The 15364-nt window shown below is 44.7% G+C and carries 20 protein-coding genes and 1 other RNA gene; 14 read left to right on the forward strand and 7 right to left on the reverse strand.

Annotation, left to right across the window (positions count from 1 at the left end; translation table 11 throughout):
- Positions 1-9: 9 nt before the first annotated feature.
- From AC2JF6_RS03495 to AC2JF6_RS03505, 3 genes are all read right to left on the reverse strand, one after another.
- Positions 10-711, reverse strand: coding sequence for an ABC transporter ATP-binding protein (locus AC2JF6_RS03495; protein WP_500729387.1), 702 nt, complete (start codon positions 709-711; stop codon positions 10-12).
- Positions 712-748: 37 nt separating this feature from the next.
- Positions 749-1561 carry a Cof-type HAD-IIB family hydrolase gene (locus AC2JF6_RS03500; RefSeq protein WP_500729388.1) on the reverse strand — a complete coding sequence of 271 codons (813 nt, stop codon included), beginning with the start codon at positions 1559-1561 and terminating at the stop codon, positions 749-751.
- Between the two features lie 109 nt (positions 1562-1670).
- Positions 1671-3332: an APC family permease gene (locus AC2JF6_RS03505; protein ID WP_500729389.1), complete on the reverse strand. Its 1662-nt coding sequence runs from the start codon at positions 3330-3332 to the stop codon at positions 1671-1673.
- A 218-nt stretch (positions 3333-3550) separates the two neighbouring features.
- Between AC2JF6_RS03505 and AC2JF6_RS03510 the strand changes: the two genes are divergently transcribed.
- From AC2JF6_RS03510 to ssrA, 14 genes are all read left to right on the forward strand, one after another.
- Complete coding sequence (locus tag AC2JF6_RS03510; protein WP_500729390.1) at positions 3551-4279, forward strand: YebC/PmpR family DNA-binding transcriptional regulator; 729 nt, start codon at positions 3551-3553, stop codon at positions 4277-4279.
- A 192-nt stretch (positions 4280-4471) separates the two neighbouring features.
- Positions 4472-5446, forward strand: a complete 975-nt coding sequence (comGA, locus tag AC2JF6_RS03515; RefSeq protein WP_500729391.1) for a competence type IV pilus ATPase ComGA — start codon at positions 4472-4474, stop codon at positions 5444-5446.
- Positions 5412-6416, forward strand: coding sequence for a type II secretion system F family protein (locus AC2JF6_RS03520; protein ID WP_500729392.1), 1005 nt, complete (start codon positions 5412-5414; stop codon positions 6414-6416). Before comGA ends, AC2JF6_RS03520 begins: the two co-directional genes overlap by 35 nt.
- Positions 6417-6445: 29 nt before the next feature.
- Positions 6446-6796 carry a competence type IV pilus major pilin ComGC gene (gene comGC, locus AC2JF6_RS03525; RefSeq protein ID WP_500729393.1) on the forward strand — a complete coding sequence of 117 codons (351 nt, stop codon included), beginning with the start codon at positions 6446-6448 and terminating at the stop codon, positions 6794-6796.
- A complete protein-coding gene (locus AC2JF6_RS03530; protein ID WP_500729394.1) occupies positions 6777-7208 on the forward strand; it encodes a Prepilin-type cleavage/methylation protein in 432 nt (143 codons plus the stop codon). Before comGC ends, AC2JF6_RS03530 begins: the two co-directional genes overlap by 20 nt.
- 19 nt (positions 7209-7227) lie before the next feature.
- Positions 7228-7473 (forward strand): hypothetical protein, encoded by a 246-nt coding sequence (locus tag AC2JF6_RS03535; protein ID WP_500729395.1) that lies wholly within the window; start codon positions 7228-7230, stop codon positions 7471-7473.
- Complete coding sequence (locus AC2JF6_RS03540) at positions 7436-7957, forward strand: competence type IV pilus minor pilin ComGF (protein WP_500729396.1); 522 nt, start codon at positions 7436-7438, stop codon at positions 7955-7957. Before AC2JF6_RS03535 ends, AC2JF6_RS03540 begins: the two co-directional genes overlap by 38 nt.
- Entirely contained in the window at positions 7923-8081 is a 159-nt protein-coding gene (locus AC2JF6_RS03545; protein ID WP_500729397.1) for a hypothetical protein, read from the forward strand. Before AC2JF6_RS03540 ends, AC2JF6_RS03545 begins: the two co-directional genes overlap by 35 nt.
- A 61-nt stretch (positions 8082-8142) precedes the next feature.
- Complete coding sequence (locus AC2JF6_RS03550; protein ID WP_500729398.1) at positions 8143-9144, forward strand: class I SAM-dependent methyltransferase; 1002 nt, start codon at positions 8143-8145, stop codon at positions 9142-9144.
- A 43-nt stretch (positions 9145-9187) separates the two neighbouring features.
- On the forward strand, positions 9188-10372 hold the full coding sequence (locus AC2JF6_RS03555; protein WP_500729399.1) for an acetate/propionate family kinase: 1185 nt from the start codon (positions 9188-9190) through the stop codon (positions 10370-10372).
- Positions 10373-10444: 72 nt separating this feature from the next.
- Entirely contained in the window at positions 10445-10903 is a 459-nt protein-coding gene (locus tag AC2JF6_RS03560) for an HIT family protein (RefSeq protein ID WP_500729400.1), read from the forward strand.
- A gap of 146 nt (positions 10904-11049) precedes the next feature.
- Positions 11050-11310 carry an HAD hydrolase family protein gene (locus AC2JF6_RS03565; RefSeq protein WP_500729401.1) on the forward strand — a complete coding sequence of 87 codons (261 nt, stop codon included), beginning with the start codon at positions 11050-11052 and terminating at the stop codon, positions 11308-11310.
- A gap of 153 nt (positions 11311-11463) precedes the next feature.
- Positions 11464-11628 (forward strand): HAD hydrolase family protein, encoded by a 165-nt coding sequence (locus tag AC2JF6_RS03570; protein ID WP_500729402.1) that lies wholly within the window; start codon positions 11464-11466, stop codon positions 11626-11628.
- A gap of 68 nt (positions 11629-11696) precedes the next feature.
- Positions 11697-12062: a transfer-messenger RNA gene (gene ssrA / locus AC2JF6_RS03575) on the forward strand.
- 70 nt (positions 12063-12132) lie between these two features.
- Here the strand turns inward: ssrA and AC2JF6_RS03580 are convergent.
- From AC2JF6_RS03580 to AC2JF6_RS03595, 4 genes are all read right to left on the reverse strand, one after another.
- A complete protein-coding gene (locus tag AC2JF6_RS03580; RefSeq protein ID WP_500729403.1) occupies positions 12133-13245 on the reverse strand; it encodes a site-specific integrase in 1113 nt (370 codons plus the stop codon).
- Positions 13246-13360: 115 nt separating this feature from the next.
- Positions 13361-14158 (reverse strand): hypothetical protein, encoded by a 798-nt coding sequence (locus tag AC2JF6_RS03585; protein WP_500729404.1) that lies wholly within the window; start codon positions 14156-14158, stop codon positions 13361-13363.
- Between the two features lie 23 nt (positions 14159-14181).
- Positions 14182-14541, reverse strand: a complete 360-nt coding sequence (locus tag AC2JF6_RS03590; RefSeq protein ID WP_500729405.1) for a hypothetical protein — start codon at positions 14539-14541, stop codon at positions 14182-14184.
- Between the two features lie 59 nt (positions 14542-14600).
- A complete protein-coding gene (locus AC2JF6_RS03595; protein ID WP_500729406.1) occupies positions 14601-15323 on the reverse strand; it encodes a hypothetical protein in 723 nt (240 codons plus the stop codon).
- Between the last annotated feature and the right edge of the window lie 41 nt (positions 15324-15364).

Consider the following 15364-nt stretch of genomic DNA (forward strand, 5'->3'; position numbering starts at 1 on the left):
CGACCTTCTTTACCACTTAATGCTGGTGATGTCTTCGGGGTGGTCATTGTGCTCGATCTTCGTTACCTGACCGTCATGAAAATGAATTACGCGGTCGGCGATGGGGGCAAGTGCGCCGTTATGGGTAACAATGACCACGGTCGTACCATTATTGCGGCTGCGGTTTACAATGGTCTGCAAAACGCTTTTGCCCGTTTGGTAGTCGAGGGCGCCGGTGGGCTCGTCGCAGAGCAGGATCTTGGGATTTTTGGCAACTGCGCGCGCAATTGCGACCCGCTGCTGCTCACCGCCCGATAGTTCGGCGGGAAAATTATTGATGCGGTTTTTCAGCCCGACGTCAATCAGTGTCTGTTCGGGATCAAGGGCATCGGAAACAATTTCCGCTGCCAATTCCACGTTCTCTTTTGCCGTCAGATTTTGGATTAAATTGTAAAACTGGAACACAAACCCGATATCATAACGGCGGAAACGCGTCAGCTGGCGCTTGTCGTATTTGGCAATATTTTTGCCATCAATGATGACATCGCCGGAAGTGTTGGTGTCCATGCCCCCCAGAATATTCAAAATAGTCGACTTTCCCGCCCCCGAAGCGCCGAGAATAATGGCTAATTCACCTTTTTCAATCGTAAAATTAACGTCATTGTTGGCCAGAACCTCGGTCTCGCCCGTGCGGTAGCGCTTAAAATTATGCCGTACTTCAATATAACTCATAAATGTCCCCCTGCAATTTGTTTTGTTCATGGCTGTTCTAAGCCAGATAGCGCTCCAGCACCGTCAATACTCCCATGTCATTGTTGCTGGGTGCTTCGTACCTGGCAATCTTTTTTAACCGGTCATCACCGTTTTTCATCGCGTAGCTATAGCCGGCCAGCTCAATCATTTCCTGGTCGTTCATGCCGTCGCCAAAGGCAATCAGCTCTTTCGGCTTAACGTCAAAGTAGCGCAAGAAATACTTGATGCCCTGGCCCTTGTTGACCCCGGCGGGCATGACGTCGATATTGTCGAAGCCGCTGGTTGTGCAGTGAATGCTTTCGCCGTTGTTCTGGTTAAATTTGCGCTCGATTTCCTTGGCGAGGTCAGCTGAGCAGTTGAGCGTCAGCTTCGTGAGGCTATCGCTGGTCGGAATGTCAACAAGGTTGGCGATCTCAACCATATCGGGGTAGAAGAAGTGCATGGTGTTCTTGAACTGTGCCGGAGCCCGCTTGCTGACGTAGGAGCGGTCGAGTCCGCTTGCAGCAATCCTGGTTTCAGGGTAATTGTTCTGAATAAAGCTGATCAGCTTGATGCCGGTCTTGTAGGTGAAGACGTGGCGCACAATAATCTTGTTGTCCTTGGTCAAAATGGAGCCGTTGTCAGCAACGATGTCGATGCGGTCCAAAAAGTCATAAAAGTCCTGACGTAGCCGGGATAAGGGCCGCCCGCTAGAAACGATGAAGTGAACGTGCTGCCTGCGCAGTGCGGTTAAGACGTGCTCAAAACGCTGGTGGTCAAATTTTTTGTCGTCATTTTCAAACGTGCCGTCCATGTCAATGGCGACTGCTTTAAAAGGAATAGGTTTCATTTTGTTCTCCTTTGCAATCTACTATTATCATTATATAGTACTGGACCTCTTGGGGCCAAAAACAAAAACAGACTCATGCTAAGCATGAATCTGTTTTGCCATGACGCCGCTAATTTGCCCCTTGCACCGGCTTCTTTCTGCCGACTAGCCAGCAGACCAGCACGGCAATCAGGGTCTCAAGCAGAATTAAAACGATGTTCAGTCCCAAGTGGACCTGACCGAGATTAACCATTTGGTTATGGAAAAGCTGGTTCTGTTCGCCCAGATACAGGTCAAAGATGATCGAACCGATCACCAGGGTAAACATGACGGCCCACTGTCCGCGGCTGAATGCGATGCCGTATTTTTCCTCACGCCGTCTGATGCTTGGCAGAATTACGCCAAGGCCGATCAATACGACCACCGCGACGATATTGATGATTAATTCGTACCACCAGTAGCCGCTAAAGGGCTTAATATCCTGGGGCGCAATCCCCAGAATTGTTGCGGCGGCGGTGACAAGCAGTAAAACGAGTCCGGCAAAGTAGCCGACGCGGTCGTTTTTCAGGAAAACATAATCGGAATGGAATTTTTGGGGATTCTTTCTGATCTGCATGAAGGAGAAGAAAATCCAACACGTTACACCGGGTGAGATGATGCCGTTCAAATTTAACAGCCAGTTGAAGATGTCGTTCATGTCCGGCAGGAAAATTCCTAGCAGCATGATGAACGCCGAGAGGGCAACGGTCAAAATGTAGCCGTTGATTGGCAGCCCGTTTTTGTCCTTCTTTTGCAGAAAACGCGGCATGTACTTGTCGCCCGTGTCAGAAATCAGCATCCTCGTCATGGCATCGAGCAGGACCGCCAGCAGCGCAGCATTGTAAAAGACCGACGTCCAGGCCCAGACGTACAGCAGCGTCTTGCCCCAGCCGTACTGGTGACCGACCATGTCAAAAACGTAGTAGGCGCCGTTCATCTTAAGGTCATTCGGGATGTGGTAGCTGTTAAAGTAGATTCCAAGTGCGAAGGAGCCAAAAACAGTCAGAAAAATGGTCATTACGGCTAGTGCGACCATTGCTTTGGGGAAGTCAGACTTGGGCTTTTTCATTTGGGTTACATACGGCGCGACAAGCTCACAACCGTTCAGGGCGAAGATCAGCATGGCAATCGTCGTCCAGTAGTGCATGTTGAAGTCAGGCACTAGCGTGTGCCACGTAAATGGCTGGGTGGCCATGTGCCCGCCTGATTTTGCCAGGCCCAAAAAAGCCAAGAAGACAAACATTAAGGTCATGATCAGCATTAAGCCGCCACCAATGGTCGACAGCACTTCCATCGAGTGTGAGAAGTAGTGTTCAATAATAATGAAAAGGATGAACATGGTAAAAGTCAGGAGTGCAAACTTAGTGTTGGAAATCTGACTCTGGAATTTTTCCGAACCGGTCAAGGCCCACCCAATGTCAACGATGATTTCGTTAGCCGAGTCGACTGCATAGGGAATAGAAGCCGCCCAGTACGTCCAGGCGGTGAAGTAGCCCAGAAACTCACCGTTGGTTCCGCGCACCCAGGATGAAAGGCCACCGCCGTCATCATTAAAGACGGAGCCCAGTTGGCCCACCATTAACGAATAAGGGATCACGTAGAAAAGACACATGATGATCCATGACGTGACGACGGGCATGCCCTGATTCTGGAAGTTGTACATAATATCATCGAGCCCGATGACCGTGCAGAAAGCCATCAGGGTCAACACGGGCCACGAAAGATACTTTTTCTTCGAATTCAATTCTTCCACTAAATTTCTCTCCTTTAAAAAATAATTGCAATATACATTTTACTAATTTACCGGGTCCATGACTAGGGGAAAGACCAATTTGTTTTGCTCGTGCATTAAGTAACGGCCCGGTCGGTTTCACAATCATAGGCGCTAAATGTTGATGAGTATTGAATTTTTTGTACCTGTGCGGTAAGATTAATGCGTTAATATCTTAAACTAGAGAAAGAAGGATTCTTATGTCAGGACATTCAAAATGGCACAATATTCAAGGCCGCAAGAATGCGCAAGACGCAAAAAGGGGTAAAATTTTCCAAAAGTTATCTCGTGAAATATACATGGCTGCAAAAAATGGTGGTCCTGACCCCTCTGGGAATCCTAACTTACGAATGGTAATGGACAAGGCGCACGCCAACAACATGCCGAAGTCAAACATTGACCGGGCAATCAAAAAGGCCGACGGCAATTCCGAAGAACACTACGATGAGATTACTTACGAGGGTTATGCACCTGGAGGCGTTGCGGTTTTTGTGGAGGCCTTAACCGATAACAAGAACCGCACAGCGTCGGCCGTGCGCGTTGCTTTCACCCGCAACGGCGGCTCACTGGGCGCAACCGGTTCTGTTGCTTACATGTTCAACCGGCGCGGTTATATCGTTATCGACCGGGCAACGACCGATGCCGATGAGGATCAGATGCTGCTTGACGTCATGGACGCAGGCGGCGATGACTTGCAGACCAGTGACGATGCCTTTGAAATTTATACTGACCCCAAGCAGTTTGCGCAGGTGCGCGACGCTTTGGAAAAGGCCGGCTATAAACTAGCAAACGCTGAGTTGACCATGATTCCGGAGAACACCACGCCGGTTCCTGAAGACAAGAAGGAGCAATTTGCCAACTTAGTGGATGCGCTTGAAGATGATGATGACGTGCAGAACGTCTACACGGCTGCAGCCGACGAAGACTAGATTAATTAAAAAGAATCACCCAAATTATTTTGGGTGATTTTTTTATGCGCAAATTTGCTGTGAAAGGCCCGGTTTGGGGCAACCGCGGGGAGGACACGGGGCGTTTTTTAGAAACCAACTGATACTTTTCAAAAAAACCGCCCCTTTTTTGCGTACTTAATATTGGCAGCAAAAAAACAAAGGAGGGGTTTTATGCGAATCAAAGATGTGGTTGGTTCCCTAATTGAAGATGCAATTGCCGCGCGTGCGAGCGATATCTTCTTTTTGATGCAGGGTTCTGTAGTAATTGTGAACCTGCGTGTGTTGAGCGGTGTTGTCAAGCGGACCGAGTTTAGCAGCAACGAAGGTAAAGAAATCATCAATTACTTGAAGTTTGCGGCGCAGATGGACATTGCGGAACACCGGCGGCCGCAGGTGGGTGCATTTGAATACCGCTACAAGGATGAGAATTATTACCTGCGCCTGTCCAGCATCGGTGATTTTACCGACAGCGAGTCCTTGGTGATTAGGATTATTTACCGGGTGGAGACGGGCACCTACTTTTTAACCGAGCAGGTAGAAAAAATGCGCCGGCTGACGAACAAGCGCGGATTAATCATTACCAGTGGCCCAACCGGCTCCGGCAAGACGACGACCATGTACAAGCTTGCCAAGCGTGTCGGCCACAAGCAGGTGGTGATGACGATTGAAGATCCGGTTGAAATTCACGAGGCGGAATTTTTGCAGACCCAGGTCAATCTGGAGGCTGACATCACGTATTCGCGCTTGCTTGAGGCGGCGCTGCGCCATCGTCCCGATATTTTGATTATCGGTGAGATTAGGAATGAATCGACTGCGCGGCTGGCCGTTGACGCTGCCCTAAGCGGCCATCTGGTGTTTGCAACCGTGCACGCGAAGAGCACGCTGCAGACAATATCGCGGCTTGAGAGCCTGCACGTGAATGCCAATGAACTGAGTAACTGCCTGACCGCAATCTGCTACCAGCGGCTCTTGCCCACCAATGGGGAACTTTCCTGCCTCATGGATATTGCCAGCGGCACGCTGCTGCAGGACAATATTGCCCAAAAAATACGGGGCAATTACGTTGATTGGGTTGATAACTTGGTTGCTTTAAGGAAGAGGGGTGCAATCAGTGCGCAAGTATTTGAACAGTTCCAGGAAGGGTAAGTTTACAAGTCAGGAGCAGCTGAATTTTCTTGACTACCTGCAGAACAGCCTGGCTAACGGCTTTTCCCTCAACGCCAGCCTGGAATTAATGCCAATCCTGTGGCCCAAGCGCAGAAACTTGATTGCAAGGCTCAGTGCGGGCGTTCAAACCGGGAGGAGCCTGGGTGGCGCAATGCTCAAGCTGGGTTTTGCCAGGACCATCACCACGCAGATTGACCTGGCTATGGAGCAGGGCAGCTTGGTCGAATGCTTGGCGCAGCTGGCCACCTTGATTCGGCTGAAGAACGAGCAGATCAAGAAGCTGAAGGCAGAAATGTCTTACCCAATTGTTTTGGCGGTTATGATGATGGTGCTGCTGCTTTTTATGCAGTCCTTCGTCTCCAACCAGTTCGCGGGAACGGGTGAACACAGCGGCGATATCATGCTGCTCGGCTTGCTTCTGCTGGCCTTTTTAATCACGTACTACTTGGTGCGCGTGCTTGGTCTGCTCAAGAAGCAGGACTACCAGTCGCTCAAAAGGCTCGCCCGTTATCCCTTGGTGGGGCCGCTCATTAAGCTGTACGTCAAGTACTTGCTGGTTTATGACGTGGGCCTCCTTCTTGCCAGTGGCTTCTCGCTGCAGAAGATGTGCGAGTATGCTTCCCGCCAGGAAGAGGGCTCGCTGCAGCAGTTTATCGGTGCAATGGTGGGTAGGAAGCTGGCCGCGGGCCAAAACTTGACCGCAATAATCAAGGGGGAGGCTTTTCTTCCCGATGAATTGCTGCTTTTGCTCCAAGCGGGTTCAAAGAAGGCCGACCTCAGCACGCGCTGCCTGCTTTTAGGCAAAACTTTGTTTTCGACCCTGGCCGGCAGAATTGAAAAGTTAATCGTCAACGTGCAGCCGTTCTGCTTCATTTTAATTGGACTGGGAATCGTGGGGATGTACCTGAAGCTGCTGCTGCCAATGTACGCGATGATGCAAAGTATTTAAGTCAAAGTATTTAAGTGAGGTATTTCTAAATGAAAAAGAGAATGAAAAGATATTTGGTCAAGATAATTGCTAAGACAAGGAAGGCACAGGGCTTTACCCTGATTGAGATGGTTGTCGTTGTTGCAATTGTTGTGATGCTGCTGCTTATTATTGCGCCTAACCTGACCAAGCAGAAGCAGAGTGCCGGCGAAAAGACCGATAACGCCTTTCAGACGACCCTGCAGACGCAGGTCAGCCTGTACGAAGATGACAAGGATCGAAAGGGCAAAGAGGTCAACTTTAAGAACATGTTTGACGACGGCTACCTGACCAAGCGGCAACTGGACAAGTCTAAGAAATATACGGTAAATAAAGGTGTGGTTGAAAAGGGCACGAATTAGGCCGCGCGTGGCCGGATTCACCGTGCTGGAGATGGTAATTACGCTGGCGATTGCGACTGGGTTGTTGTTGTTGGGTTCAGTCCAGCTTGGTACTTATAAGGAAAAATTGATTCTGAACAACACGACCCAGCAAATAAAGAGTTCGCTTGAACAGGCGGCTAGAATCTCAACGATTCGTCACAGGGCGGCACTGGTCAGGTACTATCCGGTGTCGAAGAGAATCACGATCATTGGCAACGGCTATTCACGGACGCTCAAGATTGATTCCGGGTTAGAAATTTACAATCTGGAAAATCTGAAAATTTCGGCCAGCGGCTCCATGCCGCCACATACAATCGTAATTACGAACCATAAGAATACTAAAAGGGTTAAACTGCAAATGACCTGGGGGCGTGCAATCGATGGTACTTAGCAAATTGAGGGGCTTTTTAATGGCGGAAAGCCTGACCGCACTGGTCATAGCACTATTCGGGGTGCTGGTGATGGCACTGGTTGTCGGCGAGAGTCGGGCAACGGAACGAACAATTGAATTGAAGACCGACCGTGCATACGCCTGGCACGTGCTGAAGAAGAATAGCCTCAGCGAGGTCAAGGTTCACGATCGAATTTACCAACCGCGAGGTGAGAAGGGGGTGTATGATGCGACGGCTAAAAAAGCCTACCGCGTTAAAAACTAGCGGATTTATGATTGCCGAAGCAGTGTTTGCGGTTTTCATTACCCTCCTGGTGGTCCTGATTTTACAGGGGCTGCTGAAGAGTCTGACTACGGCAGACAAGGCGGGGCACCGAACCGATGACGTTGTCTTTGCGTACGTTCAGTTCAACCGCTTCTTAAAAAATGACGCGGCTAAGGCTTACGTTTTTCCCAAGGCATCCAATTCCAGACAGGCGGCCATAATTAAGGTTGACAAGGATGACAACGAGAAGATGTACCTTTTGAATTTTTACAAGAATATGATCCGCGTAACCACGCCGGAGGGTGGGCACATGCCCCTTCTGCTCAATGTTGCCAGGGCAAGTTTTGTCACTAAAAAGTGCCAGGTTAAAATTGCGGTAACGGAAAAGGACGGGCGTGCCTCGGAAATTTGCTTTAAGCTGGATCCCAGACCGAAGGAGAAGAAAAAGAATGAAGCCAAAAAAACCGTTAAGGCTGAAAGCTAGTGCATTGCTAAGCAGCGTTTTGGTCCTGATGACCTGCTTAATCTTTCTGCAGTTTTACCAGACAATCTACCGGGACAGCATGCAGAATGACTTTTTGCTGATTGAGTACCTGGTTAACAACTGATTTTCTTGCGTTGACTGCCTTACTTCTATTAAAATGTCTAAGAAGATAAGGGAGATAAGCGATGGATAAAATTGTAGAATTGTTTAACAAATTTCTGGACTGTGTTACTTGCCTGCAGGATGCCTTGAACGTGTCCTTTGGCGAAGCGCTGACCGAAACGTTTGATAACCTTGAAAAGGGACAGATAAAGGTTGAGTTGGGGGCCCCCGATAAGAAAACCGTTGGCAAATTAAGTCAAAAATACGCGGGCTTGAACTACGCTGAGCTGGCACCAAAAACCAAAGTGCAAATTTATACTTACCTGACCCTCAAGGCTGTTACTGAGGATGGCTTGGATGTCAACAAGATGCCGACACCGTCGGTTGTAGCAACCATTATTGCCATGTTCATGCAGAAATTGCTCCCAACTGACCGGGTCGCAATTGCTGATCCGGCAATTGGTACAGGCGGCTTGCTATATACGGTTGTCGACCAGCTAAAAAAGGCCAATCACTCTAAGGGCGACTACCGGCTAGTGGGAATTGATAACGATGAGGAAATGCTCAATTTTGCCGACGTTGGCGCGCACCTGAACGGGCTGGACGTTGACTTGTACTGCCAGGATGCACTGACCCCCTGGCTGTTTTCCAGTCCGGATGCGGTGGTTGCCGATTTGCCGGTCGGATACTATCCGCTCGATGAAAATGCGGCTAACTTTGCCACCAGGGCCGTGAAGGGGCACTCCTTTGCACACCTTTTGTTTATTGAGCAAATAATTAAAAACCTGCAGCCGGCTGGGTACGCCTTCTTAGTCGTGCCCCGGGCGATACTTGCGGGTAAAGCCGGAAGCGACATCATGCCCTGGATATCAGAAAAAGTTTTCCTCCGTGCAATCGTTGAGCTGCCTGATAATTTGTTTCAGAACAAGTTTAATCAAAAAGCCATTTTGGTATTCCAAAATCACGGCGAGAATATCGGCAGCAGTGAGGTCTTGCTCACAAAGTTGGATACTTTTAAAAAAGAAGAAGATCTAATTGAGCTTAATGTTAAACTGAATGAGTGGTATACTAAAAACATTCATTAATTTGTGAAAAAATAAAAATCATGTGTACGGAGGAAACTAATTTATGAAAAAAGTTTTAGCGATTAACTCGGGGAGTTCTTCTTTTAAGTATAAGCTTTTTGCCTTGCCGGAAGAGAAAGTCTTGGCAGAGGGGATTGCAGACCGGGTTGGCATCGATGGTTCTTCTTTTGAAATCAAACTGGCTAACGGTGAAAAGCATTCCCAAGAAATTGCCATTCCCGACCAAGAAACTGCGGTCAACTTATTGCTCGAAGCTCTTAAGAAATACAAGGTTATTGATGATCTGGGCGAAATTGTTGGTGTTGGACACAGAATCGTTGCCGGTGGGGAAGACTTTGCTGATTCGGCCATCATCGACCGGGACAAGTTGCAAAAAATCTATGACCTGAAGGAATACGCACCCCTTCATAACCCGGCTGAGGGCAAGGGCATTGAAGCCTTCATGAAACTGCTGCCTGACGTTCCAGAAGTAGGCGTTTTCGATACTTCCTTTCATCAGTCCTTGGATCCTGTACACTACATGTACTCGATTCCTTATAAGTACTATAAGGAATACGGTGTGCGCAAGTATGGTGCGCATGGTACTTCGGTGCGCTACATTGTTGGTCGTGCTGCCGAGATGCTGGGCAAGGACGCTAAGGACTTGAAACTGGTTGTTTGTCACTTGGGTTCGGGTGCTTCGGTGACTGCTGTTAAAGGCGGTAAGTCATACGATACGTCAATGGGCTTCACGCCCCTTGCTGGTATCACCATGGGCACCCGTTCAGGTGATGTTGACCCATCCGTATTGCAATACATTATGAACAAGGATAACCTTGACATCAACCAGATGATTGAAATCCTGAATGACAAGTCCGGCCTTTTGGGCATTTCAGAAATTTCCTCCGACATGCGTGATTTGGAAAATAACTCCGATAAGAAGGCCGACTTGGCACGGGCCATTTTTGTCAACCGCGTGAGACAGTACGTGGGCTCTTACGTTGTTGAGATGGAGGGTGTTGACGCCATTGTCTTTACGGCTGGTGTTGGTGAACACGATGCTGATGTCCGTGAAAAGATCATGAAGTCATTTGAGTTCATGGGCTTAGAAGCTGACTATGAGGCGAACAAGTCAAATGGTGAAAAGTTCGTTTCAAAGCCTGATTCCAAGATCAAGGCAATGATTATCCCAACTGATGAAGAATTGATGATTGAGCGTGACGTTGTGCGTCTGGCTCATTTGAACTAAAGTAAATTTTAAATTTAGACTGTTAAGGCATGGCTCTTAGCAGTCTTTTCTTGTCTAAAAAAGGATTGAAATATGAAGGATTGGCGAACTGATCGGATTGGTGCTGCAATTGCTGGTAATAATCCATTGGTAATAGCAGAATTAAGTGGTGGCTATGCTGTTATCGGTGACACACAATTTTTGCCCGGATATTGTGTACTATTGCCTAAAAGAAAGGTTGCTACTTTAAACGATTTAGAGCTAGCAGAAAGAGTAAAATTTTTAAAAGATATGACTTTGCTGGGGGATGCGATATTATCAGCATGTAGCCCGGCAAGAATCAATTATGATATTTTAGGTAATACAGATCACTTCTTGCATGCGCATATCTTTCCGCGATACCAAGCGGAAGCACCAGAAAGATTGGTTAAGCCAGTTTGGTTATATGATTCTCATTTTTGGACAGACGCAAAATATCAATATGATGAAAAGAAGCATGGCGCGATCAGGAAGGCCATTACGGAAAATTTGAAGAGCAGAATGAGTGATTAAATTGGTAGCAATTGGTGTTGTTGATACTTTATTAAACGGCATAAAATCCTGCTTGAGACAACTAAACGCGTAATCAAACAGGCGATTGCGCAAAAAAGCGAAGTGGTCTTGTGTTCTGATTGCCCGCTAGCTGGCGGTAAACATTTTTGCAGGAGCTGGCAATCGAAGACGCTGACCAGTATGTGATTACCTTTAACGGAGCAGTAAGTAAGTCAGTGTTTGGTCAGGTACTGAAGAAAAACGAATTGAGTCGGTCAACTTACGAAAAAGTTGAACAATGTGCTAATGACCACCGGCTGGCATTTAACTTTGTTGATTCTACAAGTCGCATTATCACGAGCAATCACAATATTGGCTGGATTACGGTAGTACAGGCTTGGCAGAACAGTGCTGGCCTTTTTGTGTGAAAAGCCCAAGAGTTGGTCGAAGATAAACCTGCTATCAAGGTGGTCTTTGCCGACGAAAAGGAAAAGTCAGATGCCCTTAAAAGTGAAAAATATCAATAAGAGGGTAGCGTTAGAATTTTTGGCAAAAAATTAGCGAATGTGCCTGGCGTAGTATTGGCAATCGGCGATGAACAAAATGATGTTCCGCTGTTTAAATTTGTCGGCACTGCCGTGGTAATGGATAATGGCTCTGATTTGGCTAAGGAACATGCGAACTATGTCACGGCAGGCAAAGATGCTGTCGACATTGAGCAATCCTTTAAATTTACTTTTAACTAAGTGGCTTTGGGGTGAGATCTGGTTTGTAGTAAGTGAATCTCAAATATGTTATAATTATATTGTCTTAAGGGGATGTTTTGGGATTCGACAGGCGTAGATTCGCATTGACTGCAATTTGTAGGTCACGTCTACATAAAAACGTCACAGTTTTTCTAACTGCAAATAAAGAAAATTCATACGCATTAGCTGCCTAATTTAGGCCATGCGTTGCTTGCTACCGGATTGCTCACGTCTAGCAGCAAGTATCAACTTAGTGAGCTACGTTTAACTACCTCATCTGAATAGTTAAAAAGAGTCATTTCAGGTTAGCTAGTCCATCCTAGCCCTGTTATATGGCGTTTTGGACTAGTGAAGTTCAAATAGTATAACTATGATTGTAGATGTCAGTGACGGAATGCGTCTGGACAGGGGTTCAATTCCCCTCATCTCCATTAATTAAACCCTGTAACTATTGTTGTTACAGGGTTTTTATGTGTATAAGGTATCCAAAAGGTATCTAAGGTGCTAAATTTCGTCAAGTATTTTGACGATTTGGTTATCTGATTTTTGCTTCAATTCATCTAACATGTAAGCGTAAGTATTAGCTGTTATGCTCATATTTGAGTGCCCTAGGCGCTTTGAAATAGAGTAGAGGTCAACTCCCTTGAATAGTAAAAGGGCCACATGTGTGTGTCGCAGACTGTGGAAGTGGAAGCCTTTATCTTCAATGCCCAGTTTATCTAATTGCTTCCTTAATGTTTTATTGACGGCATTAGAAGTAGGTATAGTACCCATTTCATCAATAAATAATCTTTCGTGACTATTAACTTTAAGCTGGTTTAAAATATCCAATAGTTTCTGGTCAACCTTGATCACACGTGTCGATGTCTTATTCTTGGTTTCTTTATTAATCTCATCAGAATCATAGTCAATAACTTTACGATTATCATAATCCCAAGACTTCGTGATATGTATTTCGCAATTTTTAAAATCAATGTCGTGCCAGGTTAATACCCTAATTTCACCAGGTCGCATCCCCGTGTAGATGATGGTTAGCAACATGTATCTACTAATATACGTCGGCTTAATATCATTAAGTAGCAATTCTTTCAGCTGCTGAACTTGCTTAAAATTAAGATATTCAATCTTACGCGTTTTATCATCATTCCAAATTAGATTTATTCGTTCAGTAAAATTAATTCTGGCTAGTCCATCACTTACTGCATCTTTAACGCAACTTCGAATGGTACCGTTAGTTTTTTGAACGGTGTCTTTAGCATGAGTTTTACCATATTCGTTGAGAAAGTCTTGATACTTGGCACGTGTCATTTTTGATAATTTAGTATTCCCGAAGCTGTCTTTTAAAAGAGTATAAATGTGTGCATACCTGCTTTTGGTATTATTAGACTTGCTCGGAGCTTTATATCTTAAATACCAGTCTTTAAAATAGTCAGCAAAGACTGGATCTTGATTTGAAATTAGGTTCTGGTCCTTGGCTACTTCAATTTCATTGGCCCACTTACGAGCCTGCAATTTAGTAGCAAAGCCACTCTTAACTTTAAATTTTCGTTTGCCTAAATTGTCATACCACGATACCTGTGCACGCCACTTATCGCCGCGTTTTTCAAAATGTGCCACTGTTTTATACTCCAATATGATAAAATTAAACAGAGTAATAGCTTTGCTATAGCTCTTATGATTAGCCCTTAAGAATTAGTTTCTAGACGATTTCTTAAGGGCCTTTTTGTTTTGCTTATTTCAATGTTATCTGTAAAACTTTATTATTTGAACGCAAGTTAGTCTTATCTGATGAAGAGATTTTTAATGCAGCACCTACCTGATAAGCAGGTGAAGGTGAACTAACTAGCATAATACCGGATGACTTTCCTGGTTGAATGTTTTTTTTATCTTCAGGACTAAAAGCTATCGTTGTGTCAGATGTTGTTATTGAGAAATACTTTTTAAGAAAATCAGCAATATTGATTGGATGCTTTGATTTATTAGTAAAGCTGCTAAACAAATTGATTTGGTGATTCCAAACAACGGCGTCTCCAAAGGAAAACTCGCCTTGATTCTTTATATAGAAAGTTTGATTTTTTAGGAAAATATCATACTTTTTATACTTTGCAGCTATAAGCTTTTGCTCTTTTCTTTTTTGCCTTTGGAGTTCATCTTGGATATATTCTGATTCTGTTTCAAACCAGTTTGTCTTTTTATGTGGATATGCCCAGTTATAATATCCTTTTCCCAAGAGAGCCCAATAATAATTGTGCGGAGAAGTTGCAGTTATTTTAACTTTAGTTCCTCTTTTTAGTTTTTTCTTTGTATTGCTTAAGTAATGGGTAACACTATTTTTTAACCAACGTATCTTACGAATGGTAATGCTCCTTGTTATAATTACCGTTCGTGGCTTAGTTCGATAATTGTCTCTTTTATACCAATAAGAATACGGTTTATAATTTGTAGCATTAACAGTATCTGGTTTTGCAAAGGTAAATAAGCTTACTAATAGTATTAATGCTAAAAAAATAATTGGTGTTTTGTGTTTCATTGTAATCACTGCTTTTCAAAAAATCATTTGACTAGTTTATACCAACCTTTAGGAGTTGGACATTGCCAAAAGTATTTACTATTACGCTTGAAATAGCCATTTGCCCAACCTTTGTGAGTAACAATCCACTCATAACTTGCAACATCCTGTATATAGACCTTTTGTCCCTTTTTCAAGATTTTAGAGCCGACTGAATATGTTCGATATAAAGGATATCTTTGTTTCATTTTATATATTTTTATAGGCTTGATTACTTTAACTTTTCTGGGTTGATAATAGTATTCTTTCCAATATTTTGCTGAAGTTTTTTGTTGTGTTAATCCAAGTGAACAGATTAAGCATATAAAAGCAACCAAACCAATGACTATTGATTTTTTTCTCATAATAAACCTCCATAAATGCCTTAGGTTTAGCGTAGCTAGCGTGGTGGACAATCTCGGCTTTATTTACCTTTGTATCTAAATTTCTTGCCACAGTCCATACAGATCATATCTACTTTTTTGGTGTTTTTGCCGGCAAAGCCTGCTATTGCACCTATACCGCCGGATAAAAAAGTTCCAGCTGCAGCCTTGCCGACTGAAAACCCCTTGCGATGCTGACCTACAACTTGTATGTTTGTGGATCTACAGTTTGGGCAATGTGGCTGGCGCATAGTGTTTATTAGAGAACCAATCATGCTTGTAACTTCTACAGCCTTTTCCAATTTGCTTGTTTTTTCTACTTGTGCTGGCTCTTGGGCAACGCTAGGAACTTCTTCAGTTTGAATATCGTTGGTAGTTTCATAATTCTGTTCATTGATAGCACCACCTCCAGTTTCAGTCTCTGGTTCAGAAAAAGTAGCTGCCTTTTTAGAAGTAGGGGCAATAACTGTTTCATTCTTGATTAGTTCAGATTGCTGCCTTAATTGATTTAAAGCTTTTTGATGTTCAAGGGAATCCTTAAGTTTTTGTTGCTCAATTAAATTTTTTGCTTCTTCAAAAGGTAATCGTTCTCTGGCAAACTCAGCCTTTATAGTATCTTTTATACCCAAAGGTAATTTGTAACCTAATGCTCTGAGCAAATATCCGTTGTCGTCAGAACATATTTTTTCTTTGCCAATAGGATATCCTTGATTATTAAATGTTAATTTTTGACCGCATATAGAACATACTTTATTTTTATTCATGATGTTTCCTCCTCACTAAAAAGCTATATTAATATAGCGCT

It is taken from the genome of Lactobacillus sp. XV13L (assembly GCF_059900875.1).